We start from the raw sequence: 24,237 nt of genomic DNA on the forward strand, positions 1-24,237 counted from the left end.
TGCCATGTCAAATGAATATCTCAACAACAGATGTTCATTTGACAAAAGCTTCAAATTATTACTAATTTGGGAATACCTAATTAGTACGGAACCTAGAAGTACGAAGACCTTTCTTAGACACCTGCACAGGACTGGAAGCTGGTCGGGCAATCTTTGACCAAGACTGCATCCGCTCAACAGCAGCAGCATCTTGAACAGCTAACGGGGTGATGTTTTGTTGGCAATTTTCTAAATCAGCCAGTGTGACCTGCTGAGGTCTTCCCTCATCGAAAGCCAGTAGAGCTGCTTCTGATGCCAGGGTTTCCAACTCAGCACCACTAAACTTGTCGGTGCTAGCAGCGATCGCCTCTAAATATTCCTGTGGAACTTCTATACCAAACCGTTCCAAATGAATCTTGAGAATCTGGCAACGTTCCAACTCAGTAGGCAGGTCAACGAAGAAATTCTCATCAAACCGCCCTTTCCTCTTGAACTCAATAGGCAGCGCTGTTGGGTCATTACAGGTTGCCACCACAAACACCCCCGCCGTACATTCAGACATGAAAGTGAGTATATTCCCCAGAATCCTTTGTGAGACTCCAGAGGTATCCCCATTAGCTGAAAGTGCTTTCTCGACCTCATCAATCCACAAAATACAGGGTGCAATAGCTTCAGCAGTCTTGAGTGCGCGGCGGACATTGCCCTCAGATTCTCCCACCAGACTACCAAGCATTGATGCAATGTCTAATTGCAGCAGTGGAAGGTTGAGTATGGTTGCAATGTTCTTTGCTACTATCGATTTACCCGTCCCTGGTGGCCCTGCCAGTAGCACACCTTTAGGTTGGGGTAGATTTAGCGATCGCGCTTCTTGAGAAAATAATCGGCTGCGGCGTTGCAACCAATCCCGCAATAAATCCAAACCACCAAAGGGTATGGTCGCCAATTTACCCAATTCAATACCCATTTGAGACAGTAGGCGGGTTTTGTATTCGACAACCAAAGGGATGACCATAGTATCAATTACTATACCTTTAGAAGTTAATCGCTCTTTAACAGTCAGCCGCAGAAAGTCGCTAATTTCCTCCAGCGTCAAGCCTAAAGCTGCCCTTGCCAAGGTTTCTTTATCTTCAGTGGTGAGAGATACGGTAAAAGTTACCTCTTGCTCACTGGCAGATTCTTGCAAGTATAGTAAATATGATTCTAAGTGGTCTTGAATTTGCTCAATGCTGGGCAAAGGAACTTCACAGCAAGGAATTAGTCTCAGCAGGGATTCGTGCAGTTGAATGTTTTGACCTAAAAATACAATTCGCTTTTCAGTCGGTTTGAGGCGATGGTACAAATTTTTTACTCTGGTGAGGATTTCCCAACTCAATTGCAGGGAGTTTCTACCCACAAAAGGGTGAACATCTCCCAGGATAAAAACTCCATTACTACCAAAATTATTGATGTACTCGAACACATATATTAAAGGGTCTATGTTATGAGGCTTTTTATACGTCTCGACTGATTTGAATACTAGTCCACCGTCGTCAGCAATCAGACATTGCTCCAAGCCGGAAACTCCCAAATTCCAGAAGTATACAGGACTGTTAAGTTTGTCCATCACTTCAGTAGTTAACCACTGAATGATAGTGGCTTCTTCGGGGGACAGAACATCTATTGCCACGATGGGTATTTGAGAATCAATGGTGGTAATCAAGTTTGATAGTTTCATTGTTGCGAATTTTGATCGGGTACGGGAGAAAGTTTTTCGTGAGTGGTAACAAGATGCACGACTACTTCGTAAACTTCGGCATCGCCGTTAAACACTTCAGCAACTCCAGAAGAATTTGGATGAGCAATCGCGGAAATTAGGGCATTGAGTAGCGCGCACAGTCCTTCCGCGTTTCCTTTGAGAATTACTGGTTGCCGCGCTCCTTTTGAGGGGTAAATATGGAGCATCGGATAATCTTCAGGTAGTTCGCTCATAGAAAAATTAATTGTGCGGGGGGACGAGCAAAATCCCCCCATCAAATGTTTATTGGTGGAATGGCACGTTTAGATGAGGGATAAGGAGGAGTTATTGAAGATATCTCTCCCTTGTCTCTCTTGTCATCATTTATTGGTACAGTCGTTGTTGATGAGTAATGATGCTACGAAGCTGTTGCTGAGATTCTGGTTTGTAAATGCGATCGCCTTGCACTATACCCAAAGCTTCCTCAAAGGGTTGGGTTGCTTCTAGACACGACAATCCCTCAAATCCCTCGGCTTCTATTTTTACTTCACCTGTAGCAGTGTCAAAATGTATCAAGATTGCCCGTTCCATAAATTATCTCCGAACTTGTTGGGTTTGCTGATGTGCTGAAAATGCAAGGCGCAGGGTATGTACCTGACCATTGGTTTGTTCTGTGATGGTGCATTCTCCCAGATGTTCTTGTAACTGAGCTGCTTTAGCGCGAACCATCTTCTGTCCGTAGGCTTGTATTAGGGTGTGCGAAAAGAAGTCTTCTCCTAGTCGGGGTACAGTTTCATAGGCATCATGGATAAGTTGATACACCCCTGCCTCCTGATCCCACCTAAACCCGATATCTGCACGGACACTTAAACTACGACCAGGGACAACAATCTCAGCACTTTGTCCTTGGGAGTCGTCGTAATAACCTCTCAGCGATTGTGGTTTTTCATAAACTTGGACGGTAAGCTGCAAATCTTGTAGAGCTTGTACTAAACATTCACGGTTAGTTAGTTTTGTAGTGACAGTTGAAAAATGTGACATTTCCTACCTCTAAATACTGTGGACTCGTAAATTAATGCGAACAGTGGTGATAGACAAGGAAGCAAAAAGTTCCTACCTATCACTTCCCCTCTTAGTTCCGTAGCAAGCTTGGGAAGTGTGGGCGTATTGTTTTCCTCTACAACGCCACTTGACGCCAGTCGCCTCTCCCAAGGGGAGACGCTGCACGTAGCTTGCTTCCCCGTAGGGGTACAAGTCGGGAAACCCGTCCACCGCAGTGGCTCCCCCACACCTCGTTTTCGATCAAGGACGATACAGACACGTTCTTGATTGTTTTTTCTAGCGAAGTTTGAGAGACATCGCTGTAGCTCTGGTTAAGCCCATACCCTCATCACTTGCTAATCGTTGGAGATGGCGTTGTTCATCCAGAAGCTTGGAGCAAATTTCATCCATTTTTCCCTGCAACTGAGAACGCCCTTGTGAATCCAGCTTTTTAGCATCCACAGAAGCGTTTTCGAGAACATTTTCTAGATGAGTCATCATTTGTTCAAGGCTGCTACCTGCTTCAAAACTGGCGTTAGCCAAAAGCATTTGGACTTTTTTGAAATGGCGTTCCATCTTCTTCTTGAAGTTGACTGGCTTGCGTCCTGGTTCCCAATTACTCAAATCTTCGAGCAACTGGGCTGCTAGTTGTTCTCCTCCTGCGATCGCTGATTCCCTCAGTGTTTGTTCTAAATTTTTGTCATACTGTTCGATAAATCGAGTTATTTGCCCTAAGCATTCAGCTTGTTTCTCTGACAATTGTTCACTGATGGCGGGAATAATGACAGGACGACCAATTACTACTTGTAAATAGTCCTCTAGTTCCTCTAAACAGGGAAAAGCTTTGGCTAAGTTCTGCTTAACTTCTTGTTGTTGTTCTATAGATAACTGCCAAGCATTGAGTGAGAGAAATTTGTCAATACGTTCTTGATAGTCTGTGTACCCCTTTTCATACTCTTCTTTCAGTTGAGTGCGTAAAACAGGTGCAATATTATCTCGAATTCCGATTAGTTGATTCCAGACCAAGGGCGCTAAGTCTATAGAACAAATCCAATCACCATTGTCATAATTCATCCATTCTTGGACTGAAGAAATTTCTTGCCTTAATTGGTTTGCTGCTTCGTCTAAAGCTTTGAAAACTTTGATGCCCTTTAAACCAACTTCTGAGGTTGTAACCTTCACTAAGTCAGATTCTTGTTCATCTTGAGAATATTTGAGAACATCTGTCCATTTTGGAGCATTACTCTTGGTTGTCTTCTTTAACTGAATCTTGAAACGGATGCGAGTTTTATTCAATTTAGAGATGTTATATCTTTCAACAACAGCGTCTTTTAGAAAAGTTTCGGTTGAATTGGTAATCACTGCTTGTACCACATTTACTAGGAAGAATAATGTTTTTTACCTCAGTAAAATAAAGCGAAAGCTTTACCTTTTTGCTACTAAATTTAGCTAGAATTTTATTCATAAAAATCATTTAAGTAGTTACTAAATCTAGATAAGCTTTCAAAATTATTGGAGAATAAAAAGCTGCTATAATCAGATTATTAGCCGAATTTTTGTAAAAAAAAGACAGGATTTATATAGTTATTAAGCAGTTATTAAAGTGAGCAAACGTTTAATAATACATTATCTATCTCGATTTCATAATCTAGCAATCATAAGCTAATCGTCATTTATTTTTCCAGATTTATTCGCTTGTAGTAAGGGCTTAAGCCCTGCTTTCATGCAACTTAAATGCTCATTAGCTTATTTGATTTGTGAAAATTACAAGGCACAGAACCCCGATTTATCTAATAAATCGGGGTTCTGATTGTTCATGAATGATTAATCGGAATTGTTGACGAATGATTAATCGGAATTTTGTGTCGAGATTGCTATACACAATTATTACCGGATAACTAATATCCGTTGTCTAGCCCGTGAGCTAGAAACATAGTACAAACGATTAAACTCTCTAATCTTTGCCTGGACTGCCTTACTGTCATCTCCTCGTTCTGGATAAAGTCGCTTACTCAAATCTTTACCATCAATACCCGCTTCTAAGAAAGTGCTACCTTGGCTATTGTGAACAGTTAATGCAAAGCAGTTTCTGATGTTAGCAAACTGCTCTGAATGTTTGTAGTACTGCTTCCACAGAAAGGGATTACGCTTGGCACTTTTGAGTAAACGTTTGGTTTCTTGGTCAAATTGTTTTTGCTCATCTTCATGCAGAACATAGATTTGACGCACAATCCCTTCATCTGTCTCTACCTTTAACCTCCAAGTATCATAGTTGTTGTAACGATCCCCAAAAACATCTAAAACAGTAAACTCTGTAGATGTAGAAAGAATCGTAGTTTTACCATCAGGAGCCATCACAGGCTCTCTGGTGATTAATCTCTCTCCAGGAATAAAGCGATTGATATTTTCACCATATAAATGTGTGCGAATCTGATGATTGTAAAAGTCAACTTGAGTATTAGTCCAGGACAAAATTCGGAAACAATCTGGGTTTTGAGCAAATTCTCTCTTCATCTTTTTGCAGGCATAATGCAGCAAAGTTTGACGTTTAACCATCAGCGCCCCATTACTTTTATCAGGTAGATATTTGGCATAAGGCTCAAAAGGAAACTTGCTCTTGGTGACTGCATAGCGAGAAGCAGTGACAAACTCTAACAAAGGACTACCAGTTCCCTGACGCACAACTTGAGTCAATACTGCTTTATCTGGTACTTGAAAACTGGGGGATTTTCCTTCATTAACTGGATTTAACTGTGCTGGGTCGCCCATGAGAATAATTTTGATTTTTGTCCAGGTGGATGATTGGTTAGCAACATCCTCAATCCAGCGCCAGAGTTGTTTGCCAATCATGGAACATTCATCAATAAAGACAACATCAAATAGATTGATATAAGAAGGCCCAGTTTGGTCAAGTACTTTCTCTTTACCTCTAGTTACCATACCCAGTCCTAACAACTGGTGAATGGTGAAGAATTCTACGCCAGTTACGCCATTTTCTGCCGCCATGCGTTGCAGCACACCTACAGCTTTATTAGTGGGTGCAGTCAGTACAACTCGCTTACCCGCAGCGACAAGAACTTTAACTAGTTGGAAAACAATAGTTGACTTGCCAGTTCCAGCATAGCCAACCAGCAGAAATAAAGCAGCCATCACAGTTGGCTGTATAAATGTCCACATTGCATCTAAAGCTTTTTGCTGCTGTTGGGTGAGTTGAAATGGAAAAGAACCTGTTGCAGCGAAAGTAGGAAGTGTTTGGATCATCATCGCTTCGCTAATTATATTAATTGATCCACTCAATGCAGCGATAGCTGTTGGTTTTACTTCTCCGAAAAACAATACTCCTTCTGGTTTGAGGAATATATGTTTCTATATCCATTCGGCATCATCAGAAATCAATATATTAAAAGTTTTGGCGTTGCTGAATCATGGGATAATTCCGGACAATTTGGAACAAATTTTCAATGGTTTAAACCGCCAATTAATGCCGCATTTATGCAACGCCAACGTTGTTTAAGATTCAGATGATTTAGTTAAATCTGAAATTGCACATATATATTTTTCCATAAAGGTAAACATCTTCAATCTTAAAATTATTGCTACTCGGAAATCCTACTTGAATTCTTGTCATTACAAATTTTCGCGCATGTCACCATACATTAGACCTAATTACGCATTACTACGTATTTAAATATACTAAATATTTTATTACACTGAAAATAGTTTTTAGTGTAGGCGTGGCCTGCCGTAGACATCGCTCGTTTTTTTATCCGGACTTACAAAATCCCATCCCGTTGCTCCCATCTCTATGTTATTTATCAAACAAAAATACCTGCCCTACAGGATTGCATTTTTCAGTGTGGGAGTAACCTTGCTAGTAAAGCTGGGACTAGAGCATCTAACCGGAATTACAAATTCTTTCAGCTTGTGGCTGATTGCGATCGCTATAAGTACTTGGTACGGTAGTATCATTTCAGGATTGACATCAGTGTTTTTGGCTGCTTTAGCTAGTCATTACTTTTTTACAAATCCATCTTCTACTCTCGATAGTCTGGAATTTGTATTATTTGTTATCGAGGGTCTATTAATCAGTGCGCTAACTGATAACTTCCAGTCAAGTAAACAGCAGTCAGATACTGATAAAACAGAAGCCCAAATCAATCTAAAAGATTTATTACAGAGTCAGCGTTCACTTCGCCAAGGTGAGGAACTATACCGAACATTAACCCAAAATCTACCCAATGGAGTAGTTTTTCTCTTTGATCGAGATATGCGCTTTATGGGTGCTGAGGGTACAGAACTGCAAATTTTTGGTTTACCAAAAGAAGAGTTCCAAGGTAAAACGCTGCACGAAACTGTTCTCCCTGAGACTTACGAACTGATAGAACCAGCTTACCGTAGTACCTTACAGGGTACTCCAATGTGTATTGAAATTCCTTATAACAATCAAGTTTATCTAGTACAAACTTTTCCAGTTAAAGATGAAAATAGCAAAATTCTGACTGGCTTGGCAATCTTCCAAAACGTTACGAACCGCAAACAAGCAGAAGCAAAAATTATCAAGTTAAACCAAGCTTTAAATCGACGAGTTAAAGAACTACAAACTTTGTTAGAGGTGATTCCAACTGGCATTGGCATTGCAGAAGATCCAGAATGCCGAACTATTCGAGCTAATCCGGCTCTTGCCAAACTGCTTGGCATACCTGTTGACGCAAATGCCTCTCTCAGCGCTCCTAATGATGAACGTCCAACTAACTTTAAAGTTTACCAGGATGGCAGAGAACTAGCTCCAAAAGAACTGGCTATGCAATATGCTACCACTCATGGTGTGGAAATACTGGATTCTGAGATTGAGGTGGTTCGTGATGATGGTGTGAGAATTAACCTGTCGCAGTATGCTGCCCCTTTATTTGATGAAGATGGAAAAGTGCGGGGGTGTGTAAGTGTATTTCTAGATATTACCCAGCGCAACCAGGCAGAAAGAAAATTGCAAGCTGCTAGAGATCAGTTGCAGACTGTACTGGAGGCTGTACCTGGAATTGTATCTTGGGTCAGTTCCGATTTGTGCTATCTAGGTGTCAACAAGCACTTAGCTGATAGTTTTAATTTGCCTCCCGAAGCTTTTGTTGGTCAGGATATTGGCTTCTTAGCTAGTGGTAATGGGTTTCGTGAGTTCGTGCAAAATTTCTTTGCTGGAGATCAATCTGAAGCACTATATGAGTTGAGATCCATAAGCGCAGATCGTAGTTATTTAATTGTGGCTCAAAAATATGACCAGAACAAAGCCGCATTTTTAATCGGCATTGATATCAGTGAACAAAAGCGTGTAGAGGAAGAACTGAGACAAAAGACTGAGGAACTAGCAGAAATAAATCGAGTCAAGGATGAATTCGTCGCTGTTTTGTCTCATGAATTACGTACTCCCATGCATAATCTCCACGGCTGGGCGCAACTATTGCTAACTGAATCTGAGATGGATGAAGCACTGAAAATTGAGGGACTGGAAACGATTGAGCGGAATGCCCGTCTACAAGTTCGCTTAATTGACGATTTGTTGGATCTGGCTAGGATGCAGAAGGGCGAGATGAATTTGGAAATCGAATCTGTTGATTTAGCAAGTGTAATTCGGTCAGCAGCAGATACTATTCGATTGTCAGCCGAAACAAAGGGCATTCAAATTCAGTTACATCTTGATGCTGTGTCCAAGGTTTTAGGTGATGCGATTCGTTTACAACAAGTAGTTTGGAATTTGCTTTCAAATGCAATCAAGTTTAGTTCCAAGAATGAAAGTGTAGAGGTCAGGTTGGAGGAAGTTGAGTCTCAAGCTCAGATTACTGTTATCGATCGAGGGAGGGGCATAGAAGCAGAGTTTATACCATTCGTCTTTGAGCGGTTTAGTCAGCGTGATGCTTCCACTACTCGTTCTGCTGGTGGATTAGGGTTAGGACTTGCGATCGCTCATTACATAGTACAACTCCACAATGGCAATATCACAGCAGCCAGTGCAGGATTCGGCAAGGGTTCGACATTCACGGTGAGACTACCTATCGTGACAATGACAAAGCAGTTGAGTAATGATGAACTAGTACTAGGAGAATTGCTGCATGGGAATAAGGAAATTGCCCAATTGCAGAACTTGTGCATTCTGGTTGTGGATGACGATGCAGATGCTCGGATGTTAATGCAGACTGTCCTCCAGAGCGCCGGGGCAGATGTATTAGGGGCAGCATCAGTAAAAGAAGCGTTGGCACTTTTAGAACAGCAATCGCCTGCTCTACTGATTAGTGATATCAGTATGCCAGATGAGGATGGCTTTACCTTGATTCGTCAGGTTCGCTCCCGCACTATAGAGCAAGGGGGACAAATTCCAGCGATCGCTCTCACTGCTTTTGCTGAAGCCAAAAATGAGCAACGTATTTTAAAAGCAGGGTTTCAACTTTTTATTGCCAAGCCAATTGAGCCAATGGAACTTGTGGACAAGATCATTCAGGTATTAAAAACTTGATCCATACTAATTGATATAATTAAATTCATGCTATTAGCCTGCACTACTCAGCCTCCAACTTTGACAAGACGTTCTGATAGTACTTGTCTGCCATTTCTTCTGCTTTTTCATACACACCCAACGGGTCTCTTAACATATCACCCGGTTCAGTCTCTAAATCGCTAGTTGAGAGTGATACTCGCCCTTTTTCAACATCAATCCAGACAATCATTGCTCTAATCCAGTCATCAACTTGAAAGACCTCCTCTGGATGATTAATAGCTAGTTGAGAAATTGCGTTGATATGTAATAGCGCATAATATCCCCCAATATCAACGAAGACACCATACGGTTTAATTCCACGGATAGTGCCATCTACAAGTTGACCAAGCTTAAGCGTTTTCAACCTCGCCTTTGCTGAAGAACGGCAATTCTTAGGTGTTCGTCTTTCTATAGAGTACTCACACAGTCCATATTTTTTGTTTAACTCAATTCTTCGCTTCTCATACCAACTTGCATCAAATTCACCTAAAGCAAGATCGATTGGTAGATTTTTGTAGAAGCTGACAAGTGCATAGGCTTCTGTGATTTGACCGTTAGCTGTTAATTGTGTAGTCCATAGCAGTACATCATGTAGGATTACCAGCCATTGTTGTTCTAGGGTGAGTTGGTTCCATACGGTTTCACGTCCGGTTTCAGGAACGGTGCCACGTCCTCCCCAGTACATTGCTAAACGTATTCGCCAATTTTCACCAGAAATATTAGATGGCTTGAGTAGAGATCCCCAATTTGTATTGCTCAGATCATCAATATACGACCATTGTGATGGCTGATACTCATCCTTAAGAAATTTGATGACTCCATCATGAAAAGCCTCGATCAATTGACAAGGCTCAGTAGCAATCTTGAGACGTGTTGTAGTATCATTCCCACACATCCACGGCTCAATACGGAATTGCACAAATAGATCGCTCAAATACTCAGCTATAAGCTCTACTCCATGACCTTCCTCATCTATTATCATTTTGGCAGGTAGTTGGGAGTCTCGAATTTGCCCCAGCCAAATATACAGTTCTTTATAAGGATTGAATGTAGATGATGTCCAAATTTGGGTGCAAATATCATTGGCTTCTATGCGGAGCAAAATCCATCCTCTGAAAACACCTTCATTGGAGGATTGGGTAAAGGTCACTCTCATTGATTCAAAAAAATATCGCTATCACTTACAGACAAAATCAATTTAGCACTCTCACAAAGATACGTACCAATATTGTGGTTTTTAGCGGCTTGTTAACACTATTGTCAACTATTTGAGAGTTGTTAACTTCCTTTCTATTTTCCCCTGTGCATCACCTCTAGCGCTGCTGTCCTAGTCTGAGTAAACGGTCATTTAAGGCGATTCTTCCTAATTCAGAAATAACCTCAACTGGAACACCAACAGATGTAGCTGCTTCTGGGATTGTTACTCTGCTATTTCGCAATAGAGATAAAACTTGCTGCACTTTAGGAACAACTGGATCGCTTTTGTTGGTGTAACCCCGATTAATAGCAATTCTCAGCCCGGTTTCAATATCATCTACTCTAGCTCTGCGATTTTTATCTATCAATAGTGTCTGCTGACCAGCAATTCCACTACTTTCAGAAGCCACTCCGCGTCTTGGCGCAGTGCCAGAGGTAATCGCATTTGCAATCTGAATACCAACATACCCAGTGTTTCTACGCACTGGAACGATATCGAAGTTGTAGAGTCGTTTTTGTCCCGTTTTGTCTACAGTTTGGACAAGTAAGTTAGTAATGGCAGTAGTGGTAGCCCCTGGAAACTTTAACGGTTGGATTGCCCTCAGAAAAATGGTTGTAGCGCGTCCGCTTTTTAAATCTGTATCTGTGGTGTAGACGAGTCGTGAAGGGTCTGCTACCAAAATGTAGGCGATCGCCTCGTCGGTTTGAGTGAAGCTAATGGGCGTAGCACGTCCTGGAGTAATTTGAACCTGAATCCTATTGCTTGCAGCCATATCCCGTTCAATCAAGCGATATGTAGGAGTTTGTGCTTGTGCCTGTACAAAAGGTATCGTCACCCCAAACAGTATTGTAGTGCTAGCAATAACAAGAGTGGCAAATTGTTTCATACCAATGAAAGAATTTTGGACTAGAAGTTTTGACTTATAAACTGTTCTAGTAATCTCAAAGATTAAGTTGTAGAACGTTCAGTTTGTATCTATTCAATAGCCAGAATGCTGTAGATAACTCGACTTCAATCTGTTTGAATTTTAAATTGCTGGCTATTATACCAAATTGGTATCATCTTTCAACTTTCAAAAAACTATTGACGACAACCGAGACTTCTGTACCTTCAGGTAAAAACTGGATATTGGGACGTTGTAGCAATTCCTGCACTGCTTGGTCAGAGCGTCTAGACAGACGTTCACTGACTGGACTAAAAAAGCCTTCTAGCGCCGCCGCCCAAATCTGAGGATTAGAGTTACTAGTAATAGTACTTTGGTTAAAAGTGCCACTAGAAACAACAGTGCTAGATTGAGTGCGGGGTTGATTCACTATGCTTCCCACCTTACCCAAACTACTGAGTAATCCAACTAATAAATCTTGTTGGGCAATATCTGTCCCCACATCATTCAGCTTTTTAGCAATTAACGGTTGCTGTCCTCTACCGCGAATTAACAGAGTCTCAGCCGGAATGGTTTCCTGTTTGATTGTGCCTTGGGAGTCAGGGTAAATAAGCGCGATCGCACTAGCAGATACTAAGTTATTCTTTTTACCTACTGCCACTGTTTTCGTTACTAAAACAGTACCAGCCGGGAGTGCCACCGTGCCATCTGTGGCTGTGAGAGGTTTGTTTAACTCGATAGCAAAGCGATCGCTGGGATTATTCCCTCCCTGATCCCAAATCATCGGCATGATAATTCTACCTGGGACAGATGTACCCAGCGCTACCTCTTTAGTTTCATTGACATTGAGATTGGTTGTAGCTACAGGGGTGCGATTGAGGATACCTACCATTCCTGGAGTCAAGTTATCAGTTTTACTGTCAGTGCTTTTGGAGCCAATTAAAACTGTTTGAATACCAGGGTCTTCAGGAGTGGAAATGGATGTCCTAGCTGTTGATTTCAAGCCTGTTGGAGTTTGAGTGTTAAGAGCAACTTCTGACTGAGTTTCAGCTACTTTAGAGTTACCGATTTGCGACTGTCCCAGACTAGCTAGTTGACTCCACTGCTGGAAAGGATCGACATTACTTTCAGGCTGTCGTCTTGGTGGTGAAGCTTGATAACTTACAGGATTTCGAGAAATATACCGCACTACTGGGGGCGCAGGTTGAGAAATTCTTACAGGAGTTATTGGTGTTGTGCGTGATGTAGGAGTTGTGCGCGGTGAAAAAGTCTCTTGAGGTCGAGATGGCGTTGGTTTGGATTTATTTTGTAGGGTTGGACTTGGGGATTTAGCCGCAACAGGTTCTACTTTGAGTTGTTGTCGTTGGTCTTGAAAGGCTAATCTGCTTTTAAGTTCGGCAGATTCATCTAAAACTGGTTCGTCTTTTGGAGATGTAGTAGGGGTTTGGACTACTTGTTTGACAGGAGGTTTCGGTTGGAGAAATCCAAACCAGATCAGTGCTACAGAGCCAATAACCATTCCCACTAAGGCAACTACTGAACCTAGTCGAACACTAGGTTTTTCTGCTAACGGTCGCTCTACTGCTCCTTCTGCATCTTGTTTCAAGCGATATTCTTCAGAAATGAGGTGACTTGCGGTAGGGTTATAACCTGCCAACAACTGCTCCTCTTCAGGGCTGATATCATCATCAGCAACCAAAGTGGCTTGGTTAGAGCGATGATTGCCGTTAATACTGTTGAATTCTGACGAATAATCAGCAGAGTTCTCGTTTCGGTAGTCAAATTCATGGTTTTGATTTGAATTGGTCATAATTCTACCCTTTTCCTTTAGCGTCGTTGCTGAGAATTGAACTCAACCATCTTGGTAATTTGCAGTCCAGACGATCGCACTTCATAAATTTTCTGTTCTACCAGGGGGGCATCTTTACCTAAAGGAGATCGGGGAATCTCCACTGCTTGGACGGTAAAAGTGCGGTTAAAAGGAATACGCTCATCTCTACCAGTAGTACGGTCAACTAAGATACGGGTAGCAATCATGTCTATTTCCCATTCCCCAGGTCGTACTGCTCTTGGTTCTGACAGATAGGAAATAATAGTGGTGCTACGCAGTTGACCTGAAAAGAAGCTAGTAGGAACTAATTCGGCAATCTTCGGTAGAGAAGCTTTGGCAAATTCCGGTTCTAGTAGCAGGGAAGCAAACCAAGTATTTGTGGGAATGCGCCCATTTCTACCAACTTGAATGCCTTGGTCTGGTTGATTAGTGCCAGTGAGTTTGTCATCCCAGTTAAATGTTAGGGTTGTCCAGTCACTAACTACTTTTTGAATTACAGCTGGATAACGCCAGTTGCGGTCTTGCTCGGAAATGTAGATTGTTTCGCCATTTACCAATTGGGCAAAGGTCGTTTTGCGATCGGCAATTTTATTGACCCTGAAAGCGGTGAATAGAGTCAACAAAAATATCAGACCGTTAAATGCAGTTAGGCAGATAAAGCAAACAGCTAGGAGGTTTTTGGCTTCTGGAAGTAATGGAGCTTGAAGTCGTTTAATTTGCAGAGTCATACCAAATTGGCATAAGTAGTATTGTTTGAAAATCCACCGAACAGCCCTGTGTTAAAGGTTTTTAATTAGTCTTGGAAAGTTCTGATGCCTGTTTTGAAAATAGGGACTGGGGACTAGGGATGAGGGTAGGTTAATTTTCATGCCCTCGTTGTGTGATTTATCACATGACCGTTTAGCTTGAAAATAGGGAACAGGGAATAGGGGAATAAGGATTTTCATCCCTTGATTGTGGGATTTTCCCGTGATTGACTGTCTTGAAAAGTGACGGTAACGCTCCTCCGTCGCTCTAAGCGTACCCCTGCGGGGAAGCAAGCTAGCATCTCGTAGAGAAGTTATGCCGCAGTCTTTACGCTGCGCTAACAAAGAGGCGGAAGTCGGCGCACCCTGCGGGATCTTGCTACAGACTTTCCGCAAAATCTAAAATCTAAAATTCAAAATTGGTATTACCCCCTACGGAGTAAAGCAATACTGGTTGCAGTTCCAATGGCACTGCTAAAAATATCGATTAAGCCTTTGACATTGGCAGAAATGCCGTTATAAATAGCCATTCCCCCACCTCCAGCTATCAATACCGCCAAAACTGGTGCAAAGATGCTCAGGAAACATAAAAATGCTACATCAGATGCTAATTCCGCACCAGATTTCACCAGCACGACGGCTGCTAAACCTACTAAAATGTTGTAACCAAGTTGAACACCAAACAAGGAAATAAACCCTGTGAGCCATGCCCAAATAGGACGACCTTGTAATGGCAGTAAAGATAAACCAACTGCGATCGGTGCAAATAATGCCGTCAGCAGCAGAGCAGCTTCCAAAATATTTACAAAGCCCCATTGCAGGGCATACAGGATAAAGCGAATGATGGGGATGGCAGTATCTCGAAACACACTACCTGGATCATTGGCAAACTGAACAGCAGTACCGATTTGACCAGGTAAAGTTCTATTCCAGAGAAAACTACCAAAATCTCGTAGTGGTTGGAGTGGAGATTTAGCTTGCTCTTCAGCTTTGGTAACAATTGCCTGTGCCTGGGCTTGCTTTGAGTTCCAGCATTCAACTAACTCTGTACCGACTTTTCCTTGACATTCGCTATAGAGGTTTTCTAGCTGTTGTCTAGCGATACTGCTAATTGCCACATTGGTAATAGCATCTCGAAATGTTAGTTCACCAACTTGAAGCTGAAGAACGCTTTGCACTTGGTTGTAAGCAAAGCCTCGGATAACAGTAATTGTCTTCGCCAGCATATTGCCGTTGGCCCCCAAGAAAATCATAATTACGATAGGCCAAACAAAGATTGATGCCAGTTCTGACCATGATTGTTTTTCAATGATTTCTTTGCCAGTGGTTAGCGCCACAAATAAGATGCTGGCGGCTCCCAAGGTGATGCCCAATTTAATCAAGCCAATCCATAATGCCGAACCGAGCGGATCTAAAGTAACTAGCCAGACGGTATTCCACGACTCAACTGTGGCGCGAGAAAGTTCTAAAGAACTGGAGATAATTTCTAGGGCATCGGATTCTCCGCCTGTTACTGGAAATGATTGAGCAATAATGTGGATCATGAGTGTCGAAAGCGTTAGCGATCGCAGCTAAAATTGACAGGACTTACGGAAATAGCTAAAAAGGTTGATTAATCAGCTTTTCGACTTTTGAATTCACGGCGGTACTAGCTCTAAGATTCCAATTGGTAGCTACTGCTTGTCAGAACCAAGGGTAATGCCACCAGGCATGATCAATAAGCCTGCCTGTTGAGTCGCAGCATTGCCTGCGGCAACACTCTTACGGCGATCGGCAGTATTGATGGCTGAAAGTTCCTTGGCTGTTTGAGCGGTTAAGGTGTTACTTAATGCCCTGTCAATGCGTGCTTGCTGGGCTTCAATAAGCATCCGCTCGTTGACGCGACTGCTAAGGGCAGTCTGTTGGGATAGGTTTTGCAAAATCTGTTGGGTGACATCTAAACTTTGGGATTCCTCACCCAAGCTGACGTTTTCTTGAGTATCTTGTTGAGTAGCTTGCTTAATTTGAGCCATCTGACTTTGGGCTGCTTGGCTCAAAGTAGCCTGATTAGCGATCTCTGTGGCAACTGTTCTAGTAGCATATTTACCAAGGTCTTCACGGATACCATAAGAGCTTTGACCATTGGTTTTGTTCTCCAAAGTTTCAGACAGCACGGCACCAGGATCGTTGTTGGCAGAACCGTTCATGATTCCTGCCAAAACTTTGTTTAAATCTGGAATTTGAATTGCACCCAAGGCAGAATTGAGCAGATTGCCAAGAGGATTAAATAGGTCATTTTGAGCGAAATTTTTGACATCTCCCACAAAATCATTGATTTGAGATGCTGTGTCTGAGGTGAAAATACTACTACCAGTAGTTTTGTTACTAACAGTAGCAGCTACCGGATCTCGACCGTTGTCTTGAGTGCGAGCAAGGGCTGGACTGGCGATAGAACCAAGTTCAAAAATTAGAATTAGTGCCATCAATCTGATAAAGGTAAGTTTAGATTTCATGATTCACCTTCCTTAATGCAGTTTCTAGATATATCAACTTGCAATCAGGCTACTTTCAGCCTGTTGGCCATCGTTATTCTCTGGGCGATCGCCTTCTTGTTGCAGAGATGCTCCACTTTGGTGGAGGCTGTCCGCAGGATTTACGGCTGGGCGTAGCCAATCGCGCAATGCTGCGGTTTGATGTATCTCTTGACCAATATGCTTAAACCCTCTGTTTTCCTTCAAAGCAGGAATGTAAGCATCTGTAAACGCTCTCAGTCCTAACAGATTGCCTTTGGCGGTATCTGGATACTGAGCCATCACCCGTTCTCGTGCTTCCCGTTCATCCTGGTTATTGGCAACACTGGCCAACATCATTTCGCCAGGATAAAAGCGGGTACGCCAGAATCTACCACCTGTTTCTACTAGCCAGCAGGAATAAAGGTCGCTGGTACGGGGCAAAAATGCTTCAGTTGCATTCTGACTGATAATATTGACGGGATAGCCTAGATATTGTTGGAAAGAAGCAATACCGCTACTGGTAATACGTCCGGTAATCCGGTAGGTCATGTTCTGCATAATTTGAGCGCCTGTCGAACACTCGCAAATGGTATCGGGGTCTTGGGACATCAGCAGAACAGCAATGCCTTCTTTCCTTCCCGTGGCACAAGTTTCGCCTATAATCTGGGCAAAGCCATCTTTACGTAACAATACGGAAAGCTCATCGCCAATAAACAAACTCTTAGGATGGGATAAGGCATTACGGATACAAGCACTATGGGCGTTAATTGCCATCAAGTAAGCATCCTGTTCGTTACTTAATCCACTGAGGGCAAAGAATTTAATCGCTGGTAATGGGGAAAAAGTGCTGGGACGAGCGATCGCTTTCCCTAACCTAGATGCTAGTAAAGCACTAACCTGATTTTGGATTTGGTTGAGTGCCTGTCGGTCAATGTCTTCAAAGGATCTCAGATTAAGGCGCTCTCTAGTGCAGAACTTGACGAAATCTGGTAGCGTGGGTATCTGCTGCCATTCTGGTGAAAGCCAGCCCATCTCAAAGGCTCGGTTGTAGCGAGTAATAATTTCTGGGTCTTTTAAAAATACATCCAAAGCTTTGACCAGTAAAGCATCAACCCGTTGAGCTAGATGGGGGTTTTCGACTTTACCCATTGCGATCGCTGTTAATGCTTTGCGAATAAAATCCTTCCAAGATTCCATGCGCCGTTCCCGTTCTGACTTGTCGAACCGTCGCAAATCTGGCGGTTCCAGTAGGTTACTACTGCCACTGGAAATATCGTAATATGCTCCTTGCTCGCCCAAAAGCTCAATCGCCGTCTTGAAAGTGCTGTTACCACTGGCAGAGATATCCATACCAACAACGGGAATATTGTTCGCTAATGCCTCTAAAGCAAAGCGCCATCCCAAAACGCTCTTTCCTGAGCCGGAAGTACCTGTAATTAGAGCGCGTCCAATCTGCTGGTGAAATAAGTCAACATAAATAGGCTTACCACCACGACTGGTAAGGAATTCCACACCTTGTTTATCAATGTCCTTGGGGACAGTTAGGGGCATAATCCCGGCTACAGTATGAGTATCTAAAGTTATTCTGCGTTCGCTGAGATTACCTCCGTGCAGCAACCATTTGCAGGTAATCGGCAGGGTTTGCAGCCAAATTTCCCAAGCAATATTACGCTCTCGAATGACTTTGGCAGTCTCAAAACTGTTAGCCAATAAGTTGCAAGCGTGGGTTAACTCTTGGGCGCTGTGACGATAAACTAGAAATACAGGCGCACAGTGCAACGCTTTTGTCCCTTCATAAAGTCGTCGTTGAGCTTCAAAGGATTCCTCCTGTTTGATTTCCGCTCCAACGTCCCGTCCTTGTCCTTTGGTTATGGCTAAAGTGCGGGCTGTTTTGGATTGTTTTGCCTGACGCGCCAGGTTGTCTTGGATTAAGAAGTCATTGCTGCGGCTGATTTCAATCCAAGCTTCTGTATCGTGGACGTAGCTGGAAGCAAGAATTTTCCAAACCCACTTTAGCTGCTCTTGGGCATTAGACCAACCGACGGGGGGATCTGTTACAACCATGACTCCACAAACCTTGCTTTTACCTGTCAAGTAAACTCGGTCATTATCTCCCCGATGTTCGGGACAAGCAGAACGTCCCTGTTGTCCTTCAATCAGTAATGTACAGATGTGTTTATCGGTAGTTAGGGTTTCTGTTAACTCTAGTCCCGTTTCAGTCTCCTTCAGTGTAATGACTTGGGGAATAGGAGGTGCTGCACCCTCATTAAATCGATTCCAAAGCCACTGCCACAAATCTATAGCATTGCAAGGTGTTACTTCTAAGCCAATTTTGGTATTGAGTAACAATTCCCACTGAATGAATCCTTGCTGAAACCCTTGCAGTAAAAGCTTTTTGAAAAACTCCTCTTGGTAAATGCGTTTGTTCCCCGTAATCAGTTCAACTGCCCAAGAGCCGAATTTTCTACATTTTTCAATCAGTCCACCCACAAAATCCTTTTGCTGTGAACCAGCTTCATCATCGCTCGTCCAAGTACAGAAGGCAATTTGATTCCAGATTTGGCGAGAACCTGCTTCCTTGAGTTGTTCCACCCGCAATTGCTCGTTGCGAAGCAGCACAGAAACTGGTTTCAAGTGGCAATCGTCTGCTAAGGCAGTAAGTGGGGTTTGGCGTTTGTGGGGTACTCCCTTGGTAGAGCCTGTCTGTAGGGGATATGACTCAGTATCATCACTATAACAGCCTGTACAAAAGGTAATTTTTTCACCGGGGGGTAGTTCTTTCAAACCCTCTTCGATAGAGTGGGCAAATTCGCTGACCTCATTTTCATGGAGTATGTCATGCAGTCCAGCGATGCGAAACCCAAACACGAGTTGATACTGAGAGTTGCCTTTATCCAATAACAGGGCAGCCACTTCACGATCATCTTTCTTAATTTCTGCAATACAGCAGATGTTTACCTCATTTTGGAAGGGCATGAGCTTACTTTTGCCTCCATATTGATTCGGTACAATCAGCGGCTTGAATCGTATTTGCACTTGCGAGTCTGCGTAGCGCCGACGTACCCACCAGGGTCGATATTCGGGAATCGGTGAGATATAAATGCTGTTACTGTTGCACCACTCTGTTCCCGGTGGATTACGCCATCGATCTAAAAATTGATGGGGCTGTTTGCCTGTGAGAATCCACCAACTGATAATTAGCCAGAACGAGGTGGCAAAGAACCAACCCATACCCAAACTGAGTAAACCATTGGTGAGAACATAGCAAACTACAATGATGGCAATCCAAGGAAGTAGCTGTTCAGCCGGAATTGGCCCAATGCTGGCTTGCTTGCCTAGAATCCGATTTACTTTGATGAATTCTCGATTGTCTTGTGCCATATTTGTATAATTCTCTGGTGCTGCATTAGTAGTCAGTCAACCAAGAAGTGACAAGTGAAGATAAGGGGGAGAATAGGACTTTTCTTTTTGTCAATAACCTCTCAAAGTTGTCTAGACCAACTAACTATGCTCATCCCCCACTGATGAATTCTGACGAATGTTTTCTGACTTCTGAATTTTTATTTAATGCGTATAAAATTCAAGTTGGGTTTACCTGATGGCTGTTGTTCCTGTGCCATTACCGACAAATATGAAAGTGATAACATCAATGGCAATTACGATGGAGAACGCTAGACCAACTTGAGTAACAATCGGCCGCCAGTCGTTACCTTGCTGTGCTTGGTTATAGGCAAATAGAGAAGCAGCAGCAACCAGCAGCAAGAATGCACCTCGGATGAGGTTGAATGTCAAACCAACAACGTTGGCATCCAAAGTACTAGTGGAACCGCCTCCTGCTTGGGAACTTTGTTGGGCTAAATTGTTGAAGAAGCTTTCTAACCCGCTTAAGAAAATAGCTTGGGCTGGAGTTGTAAAGGTATCGAGTAAAGCGGTAACAGTTATAATTGCGGCAACAATATGCCAGAAACGAATTTTTCTACCTAAATACTTTTCTAGAATTGGTACTGTCCGAATTATGTACCCAATACTCAAGAAAACAATGGTGGCACATCCCAAAATAGTGACGAATATGGGTTTGGTAGCTAACAAATAAATTCCAATCGCAAGACATAGTAAAATGAAAAGTAAGTCAGTGCGGTTGATTTTCAGGTTTCTCAAGTTGGTTGAAAATTTTCGAGATGACAGCAGTTTGAACTGAGAAATGTGAGATTTTGTGTTGTTCATTTTTCTCTTCTCGTTTGTAGAATTAAACTTGCATTTCTGGTTTGCTGGCTTTTCTTTGAGTTTGTTTCTGGCGTTGCCTTGCAGTATCTTTATCAGTCTGGGCTTGGGTAGAGCGAGTTGATTGCTGATTGTCCAGTAGCGTTTCTATCTCACGCAGGGGGATGCTACACTGCAAAATCTCTGGGGGCTGCCCTGGTACTAAAACGGCATCAAGCACTTGTTCATCGTTACGATTAGGGTTAAATCCTTGAAGTAGCCGTGTACCATTGGGCAGTTTTACTACTTCAAACTCGTACTTGACTTTGCCCTTTTCAGTCCAGGTGAATGTCGGTTCATCGTTGCTGTTAAATCGATTAGGTAGTTGTTCTTGAAATTTTTGAATCAATGCTTGGGTACTGGCTTTGAGGGCGTATTCTTCTTTCGACTGTGGCAGTTTGCAGATGCCCGTCTTTTCATCAGGGCTAAGATTGTCTTGTGCGATCGCCCACTGTCCCTGAGTGCGAGTACCAGCAAAGAGTGTTTCACCTTGGGTATTTTCTAAGGCGATGGCTACTTGTTTGTCCTGTGGCTCTACCCATAAAGTTTTGTTACTGGAAATGGCGATACCTGCTTGGGGTGATTGGTCAAATAACTCACCAGCAACTTTGGCAAACCCTACTAAAGCATCGGCACAGGCAGCTTGTTGTTGCTGTGCTTGGCGTTTCGTCAGATGTTCTAAAATGTCAACGTCTGCTGGTGGCTGGTTAGCAGAGTTAGGTTGGACAATATCTGCATCAGTTTCTGACTCGACAACAGTAGAATTATTTTGTGGCGTTACCATCTGTTTTTCCAATCGGCTAACTACCATTTCTAAACGGTCAAGTCGCTTGGAAAGAACTTTCAGGTAGGCTTCAATTTGGTCAAGCTGTTCGCTGACGCTGGCATCCTTATTTAATTCAAATGGTTGAGATTGGTATTTGGGGTCTAGTTGGGAACCAAGATTATCTACTTTCGAGCCGATTTTGGTAGCAGCTACAGCCAGTGGATTGTTTGCGGCTGATTCTTCAGATACAGTTTGAAAATCTTGAGACTTTTGAGACTCTGGTGAGTCCGGCTTTGCTTCTTGCAAGCGACTGGCTATGTTATCTACGCGGTCATTCTGCTGTTGCAGTTCTTTGAGAATTCGTTCAAGCCGCTTTTCATCAGCTTCAGCTGCTAGCTGTTCCAAAACACCTTGTCCCACCGCAATTCCCAGAGATGCCAGTTGACCTGTTAAGCCTGCCAAATTCACCCCATTTACTTCTCGTCCATTGGTGGCAGCTGTGGCACTTAAACGCGAAGCTTCGTCTAGAGGCTCTCTGGATTTGGAGTTTTTGGCAGCAGTTTTATTGGTCTTAGCTCTGTCCTGAGTTTTAGCTTGTGTTTTAGGCTGAGAATTACTTTGGGTTTTAGTTGAAGTTTTGGCTTGAGTTTTAGTTTGGGCTGCGCTAACACGACTAACAGATGGCTCGTCTTCTTCACCTAAGTCATCTAGGTCGTCAAGTTTAGTGTTGAAATCGTCATTTAATAGGTCGTCTAGTTCATCGTTTGTATCATCTATTTCTTCATTTTCTTCATCTAAATCGAGCAGGTCATCTTCTAATTCATCATCGAGATCATCTAGTTCTGTTTCAGCAAAACCGCAAATTTCAGCAATGTTAGAAGGGGTGAAGTAGTTTTCATCTTTGCTGGTAATTCCTTCGAGGTTTTTAATCAGGTATTTGCCACTGGTTCTGTGGTTCGGATCATTCGTGAGGTAAAAGCGATAGCCTCTAATCTCGTCATCATCCCCACCTCCTACACAGAGTTCTACTGTGATGGGGGCTTTACCCGATTCCTGGCTGTAATTTTCTACATAGGCTTTAAAGTCCTCGTGGGACTGGATAGAATCATCCTGAATTGAGGATGCGATCGCTTTATCCAATGTGTTTTCAATATGGCGGAGTTTGCGGCGATCTGTCAGGTTATCCCATGAGCGATTTTGAGAATTTTGTCTTTGCTTAGGTTTGGTCAGTGTTTTGGTAGCCATAGGTACTCAAAGCTGATTGCCTTAAGAGTTAACCTAACAAGGCTTGATCTGGAAACAGCTAGACCAAATGGCGATTTATAAGTTGTCCAGTTGGCTAATGTTGACAGTTAACAGTTTTATGAACAAATATCCTAAAGCTACTTTTCTGATATGACTCAGAATAAACGATGAATCTGAAAAAAAAGTTCCCAGCAGTGATCTATATTATTGTAAACATTTATCAGAACTGCGCGCTTTGCATAATTGTATTAATTTTATGTAGGTAATTAACAGTAAAAGTAATAAAGATGCTATTGTTCAAAGTGTGAAAAATGCTAAAATATACATCAGTATACAAAGCGTCCCCAGAAGATATTTTTGTGCCGAATGCGGAAATTTGGATGTGTTGGAGGAGTTGCTAGGATGATTGACCATGACAGGCTTTTCAAAGAATTAATATCTACATTCTTTGTTGAGTTTCTCGATTTATTCCTGCCTCAAGTAGCCAGCCAAATAGACCGCGATTCCATTCAGTTTTTACCCCAAGATGTGTTTACTGATGTCACATCTGGAGAAAAGAAAGAAATTGATTTGCTGGCACAGGTGCGTTATCAGCAACAAGACACTTGTTTTTTAATTCACGTTGAAAATCAATCTTATACTGAGACAGCATTTGCGAAGCGGATGTTTAAGTATTTTGCGCGTCTCCATGAAAAATATGATTTAGCGATTTACCCAGTTGTGATTTTTTCTTTTGATGAACCCAAACGGGCTGAACCTCAAAATTATCGTGTCACCTTTGGCGACTTCAAGGTGCTGGAATTTCAGTTTGCAGCTATTCAGTTGAATCGTTTAAATTGGCGGGATTTTCTAACGCAACACAATCCAGTGGCGGCGGCGTTGATGGCAAAGATGAATATTGCGGTGTCAGAACGTCCGCAGGTGAAGGCGGAATGTTTGCGGTTGCTGACAACTTTAAGGTTAGACCCAGCGCGGATGCAATTAATTTCGGGATTTGTTGATACTTATTTACGGCTGGATGATACTGAGAAGCAGGTTTTTCAAGCGGCTATTAGTACAATGGGGTTAGATGAACGGGAGGAAGTTATGGAAATTGTTACCAGTTGGCAACAGGAAGGTGCGGAAGCCGAACGAAAAAAAGTCATTTCAGGGCTTTTGAAGTTACGATTTGGTAATTTAGATACTGATTTAGAAGGCATTATTCCATCTTTGTTACAGTTGTCACCAGATGAATATTTGGGCTTAATATTACAGGCTGACCGTGAGGAGTTATTATTGCGTTTTCTAGGACAATCGTAAATGGAAATGGTAACGAGTTGGGAACGAGAAGGTATCCAGAAAGAACGAAGGGCAACTATTACTAAAATTTTAAAGCTGCGCTTTGGGGATATTGATGCTTCTTTAGAAGCCATTATTCCCGCTTTGTTACAATTGTCCCCCGATGAATATATGGATTCACTTTTACAAGCTGACCGTGAGAAATTATTATCGCGGTTTCAAAGGTAATCGTAATTTGATAAAAGCGCCTATACTATTTTACGCATTTAAATAATCTCCTT

The 24,237-nt window shown here is 42.5% G+C and carries 18 protein-coding genes; 3 read left to right on the forward strand and 15 right to left on the reverse strand.

Going from position 1 to position 24,237, the window contains the following annotated elements; all coding sequences use genetic code 11:
* Positions 1-76: 76 nt before the first annotated feature.
* The 6 genes from FD724_RS32875 to FD724_RS32900 all read right to left on the reverse strand — a co-directional run bounded on the left by FD724_RS32875 (position 77) and on the right by FD724_RS32900 (position 6,070).
* Entirely contained in the window at positions 77-1,693 is a 1,617-nt protein-coding gene (locus tag FD724_RS32875) for an AAA family ATPase (RefSeq protein WP_179075914.1), read from the reverse strand.
* Positions 1,690-1,947, reverse strand: a complete 258-nt coding sequence (locus FD724_RS32880; RefSeq protein WP_179075915.1) for a hypothetical protein — start codon at positions 1,945-1,947, stop codon at positions 1,690-1,692. The genes FD724_RS32875 and FD724_RS32880 overlap by 4 nt, the downstream gene beginning before the upstream one ends.
* A 130-nt stretch (positions 1,948-2,077) precedes the next feature.
* Positions 2,078-2,284, reverse strand: a complete 207-nt coding sequence (locus FD724_RS32885) for a DUF2997 domain-containing protein (RefSeq protein ID WP_179075916.1) — start codon at positions 2,282-2,284, stop codon at positions 2,078-2,080.
* A gap of 3 nt (positions 2,285-2,287) precedes the next feature.
* Positions 2,288-2,734, reverse strand: coding sequence for a DUF1257 domain-containing protein (locus FD724_RS32890; RefSeq protein WP_179075917.1), 447 nt, complete (start codon positions 2,732-2,734; stop codon positions 2,288-2,290).
* Between the two features lie 297 nt (positions 2,735-3,031).
* The gene (locus tag FD724_RS32895; RefSeq protein WP_179075918.1) at positions 3,032-4,108 is read right to left on the reverse strand and encodes a hypothetical protein; all 1,077 of its coding nucleotides are present in this window, start codon (positions 4,106-4,108) and stop codon (positions 3,032-3,034) included.
* Positions 4,109-4,621: 513 nt separating this feature from the next.
* Positions 4,622-6,070: an ATP-dependent RecD-like DNA helicase gene (locus FD724_RS32900; RefSeq protein ID WP_256874662.1), complete on the reverse strand. Its 1,449-nt coding sequence runs from the start codon at positions 6,068-6,070 to the stop codon at positions 4,622-4,624.
* Positions 6,071-6,602: 532 nt separating this feature from the next.
* Here FD724_RS32900 and FD724_RS32905 point away from each other — a divergent pair.
* Positions 6,603-9,236 carry an ATP-binding protein gene (locus FD724_RS32905; protein ID WP_179075919.1) on the forward strand — a complete coding sequence of 878 codons (2,634 nt, stop codon included), beginning with the start codon at positions 6,603-6,605 and terminating at the stop codon, positions 9,234-9,236.
* 43 nt (positions 9,237-9,279) lie between these two features.
* On the opposite strand, the gene FD724_RS32910 is transcribed toward FD724_RS32905, so the two are convergent.
* The 9 genes from FD724_RS32910 to FD724_RS32950 form a co-directional block, all read right to left on the reverse strand.
* Positions 9,280-10,413 (reverse strand): S1 RNA-binding domain-containing protein, encoded by a 1,134-nt coding sequence (locus FD724_RS32910; RefSeq protein ID WP_179075920.1) that lies wholly within the window; start codon positions 10,411-10,413, stop codon positions 9,280-9,282.
* Positions 10,414-10,570: 157 nt separating this feature from the next.
* Positions 10,571-11,341, reverse strand: a complete 771-nt coding sequence (locus FD724_RS32915; RefSeq protein WP_179075921.1) for a hypothetical protein — start codon at positions 11,339-11,341, stop codon at positions 10,571-10,573.
* Between the two features lie 172 nt (positions 11,342-11,513).
* The gene (locus FD724_RS32920) at positions 11,514-13,148 is read right to left on the reverse strand and encodes a TrbI/VirB10 family protein (RefSeq protein WP_179075922.1); all 1,635 of its coding nucleotides are present in this window, start codon (positions 13,146-13,148) and stop codon (positions 11,514-11,516) included.
* Between the two features lie 17 nt (positions 13,149-13,165).
* Entirely contained in the window at positions 13,166-13,897 is a 732-nt protein-coding gene (locus tag FD724_RS32925; RefSeq protein WP_223278179.1) for a hypothetical protein, read from the reverse strand.
* A gap of 443 nt (positions 13,898-14,340) precedes the next feature.
* A complete protein-coding gene (locus FD724_RS32930) occupies positions 14,341-15,459 on the reverse strand; it encodes a hypothetical protein (protein WP_179075923.1) in 1,119 nt (372 codons plus the stop codon).
* A 129-nt stretch (positions 15,460-15,588) separates the two neighbouring features.
* Positions 15,589-16,407, reverse strand: coding sequence for a hypothetical protein (locus tag FD724_RS32935; RefSeq protein ID WP_179075924.1), 819 nt, complete (start codon positions 16,405-16,407; stop codon positions 15,589-15,591).
* Between the two features lie 33 nt (positions 16,408-16,440).
* Positions 16,441-19,788 carry a hypothetical protein gene (locus FD724_RS32940; RefSeq protein ID WP_256874664.1) on the reverse strand — a complete coding sequence of 1,116 codons (3,348 nt, stop codon included), beginning with the start codon at positions 19,786-19,788 and terminating at the stop codon, positions 16,441-16,443.
* Between the two features lie 210 nt (positions 19,789-19,998).
* Positions 19,999-20,631 carry a hypothetical protein gene (locus FD724_RS32945; protein ID WP_179075925.1) on the reverse strand — a complete coding sequence of 211 codons (633 nt, stop codon included), beginning with the start codon at positions 20,629-20,631 and terminating at the stop codon, positions 19,999-20,001.
* Between the two features lie 22 nt (positions 20,632-20,653).
* A complete protein-coding gene (locus FD724_RS32950) occupies positions 20,654-22,678 on the reverse strand; it encodes a hypothetical protein (protein ID WP_179075926.1) in 2,025 nt (674 codons plus the stop codon).
* Between the two features lie 402 nt (positions 22,679-23,080).
* On the opposite strand from FD724_RS32950, the gene FD724_RS32955 reads away from it, so the two are divergent.
* Both FD724_RS32955 and FD724_RS32960 read left to right on the forward strand, forming a co-directional pair.
* Positions 23,081-23,977 carry an Rpn family recombination-promoting nuclease/putative transposase gene (locus FD724_RS32955; RefSeq protein ID WP_179075927.1) on the forward strand — a complete coding sequence of 299 codons (897 nt, stop codon included), beginning with the start codon at positions 23,081-23,083 and terminating at the stop codon, positions 23,975-23,977.
* Positions 23,978-24,184, forward strand: coding sequence for a hypothetical protein (locus tag FD724_RS32960; protein ID WP_179075928.1), 207 nt, complete (start codon positions 23,978-23,980; stop codon positions 24,182-24,184). It begins immediately after the preceding gene.
* Positions 24,185-24,237: the final 53 nt, after the last annotated feature.

Origin of the sequence: Nostoc sp. C057 (assembly GCF_013393925.1) — a bacterium.
Taxonomy (GTDB): domain Bacteria; phylum Cyanobacteriota; class Cyanobacteriia; order Cyanobacteriales; family Nostocaceae; genus Nostoc; species Nostoc muscorum_A.

Coding starts and splice junctions, on each gene's coding strand:
- FD724_RS32925 (WP_223278179.1), bottom strand. CDS start 13,897: ATGACTCTGCAAATTAAACGACTTCAAGCTCCATTACTTCCAGAAGCC.
- FD724_RS32945 (WP_179075925.1), bottom strand. CDS start 20,631: ATGAACAACACAAAATCTCACATTTCTCAGTTCAAACTGCTGTCATCT.
- FD724_RS32920 (WP_179075922.1), bottom strand. CDS start 13,148: ATGACCAATTCAAATCAAAACCATGAATTTGACTACCGAAACGAGAAC.
- FD724_RS32955 (WP_179075927.1), top strand. CDS start 23,081: ATGATTGACCATGACAGGCTTTTCAAAGAATTAATATCTACATTCTTT.
- FD724_RS32935 (WP_179075924.1), bottom strand. CDS start 16,407: ATGAAATCTAAACTTACCTTTATCAGATTGATGGCACTAATTCTAATT.
- FD724_RS32915 (WP_179075921.1), bottom strand. CDS start 11,341: ATGAAACAATTTGCCACTCTTGTTATTGCTAGCACTACAATACTGTTT.
- FD724_RS32910 (WP_179075920.1), bottom strand. CDS start 10,413: ATGAGAGTGACCTTTACCCAATCCTCCAATGAAGGTGTTTTCAGAGGA.
- FD724_RS32950 (WP_179075926.1), bottom strand. CDS start 22,678: ATGGCTACCAAAACACTGACCAAACCTAAGCAAAGACAAAATTCTCAA.
- FD724_RS32885 (WP_179075916.1), bottom strand. CDS start 2,284: ATGGAACGGGCAATCTTGATACATTTTGACACTGCTACAGGTGAAGTA.
- FD724_RS32875 (WP_179075914.1), bottom strand. CDS start 1,693: ATGAAACTATCAAACTTGATTACCACCATTGATTCTCAAATACCCATC.
- FD724_RS32890 (WP_179075917.1), bottom strand. CDS start 2,734: ATGTCACATTTTTCAACTGTCACTACAAAACTAACTAACCGTGAATGT.
- FD724_RS32960 (WP_179075928.1), top strand. CDS start 23,978: ATGGAAATGGTAACGAGTTGGGAACGAGAAGGTATCCAGAAAGAACGA.
- FD724_RS32930 (WP_179075923.1), bottom strand. CDS start 15,459: ATGATCCACATTATTGCTCAATCATTTCCAGTAACAGGCGGAGAATCC.
- FD724_RS32940 (WP_256874664.1), bottom strand. CDS start 19,788: ATGGCACAAGACAATCGAGAATTCATCAAAGTAAATCGGATTCTAGGC.
- FD724_RS32880 (WP_179075915.1), bottom strand. CDS start 1,947: ATGAGCGAACTACCTGAAGATTATCCGATGCTCCATATTTACCCCTCA.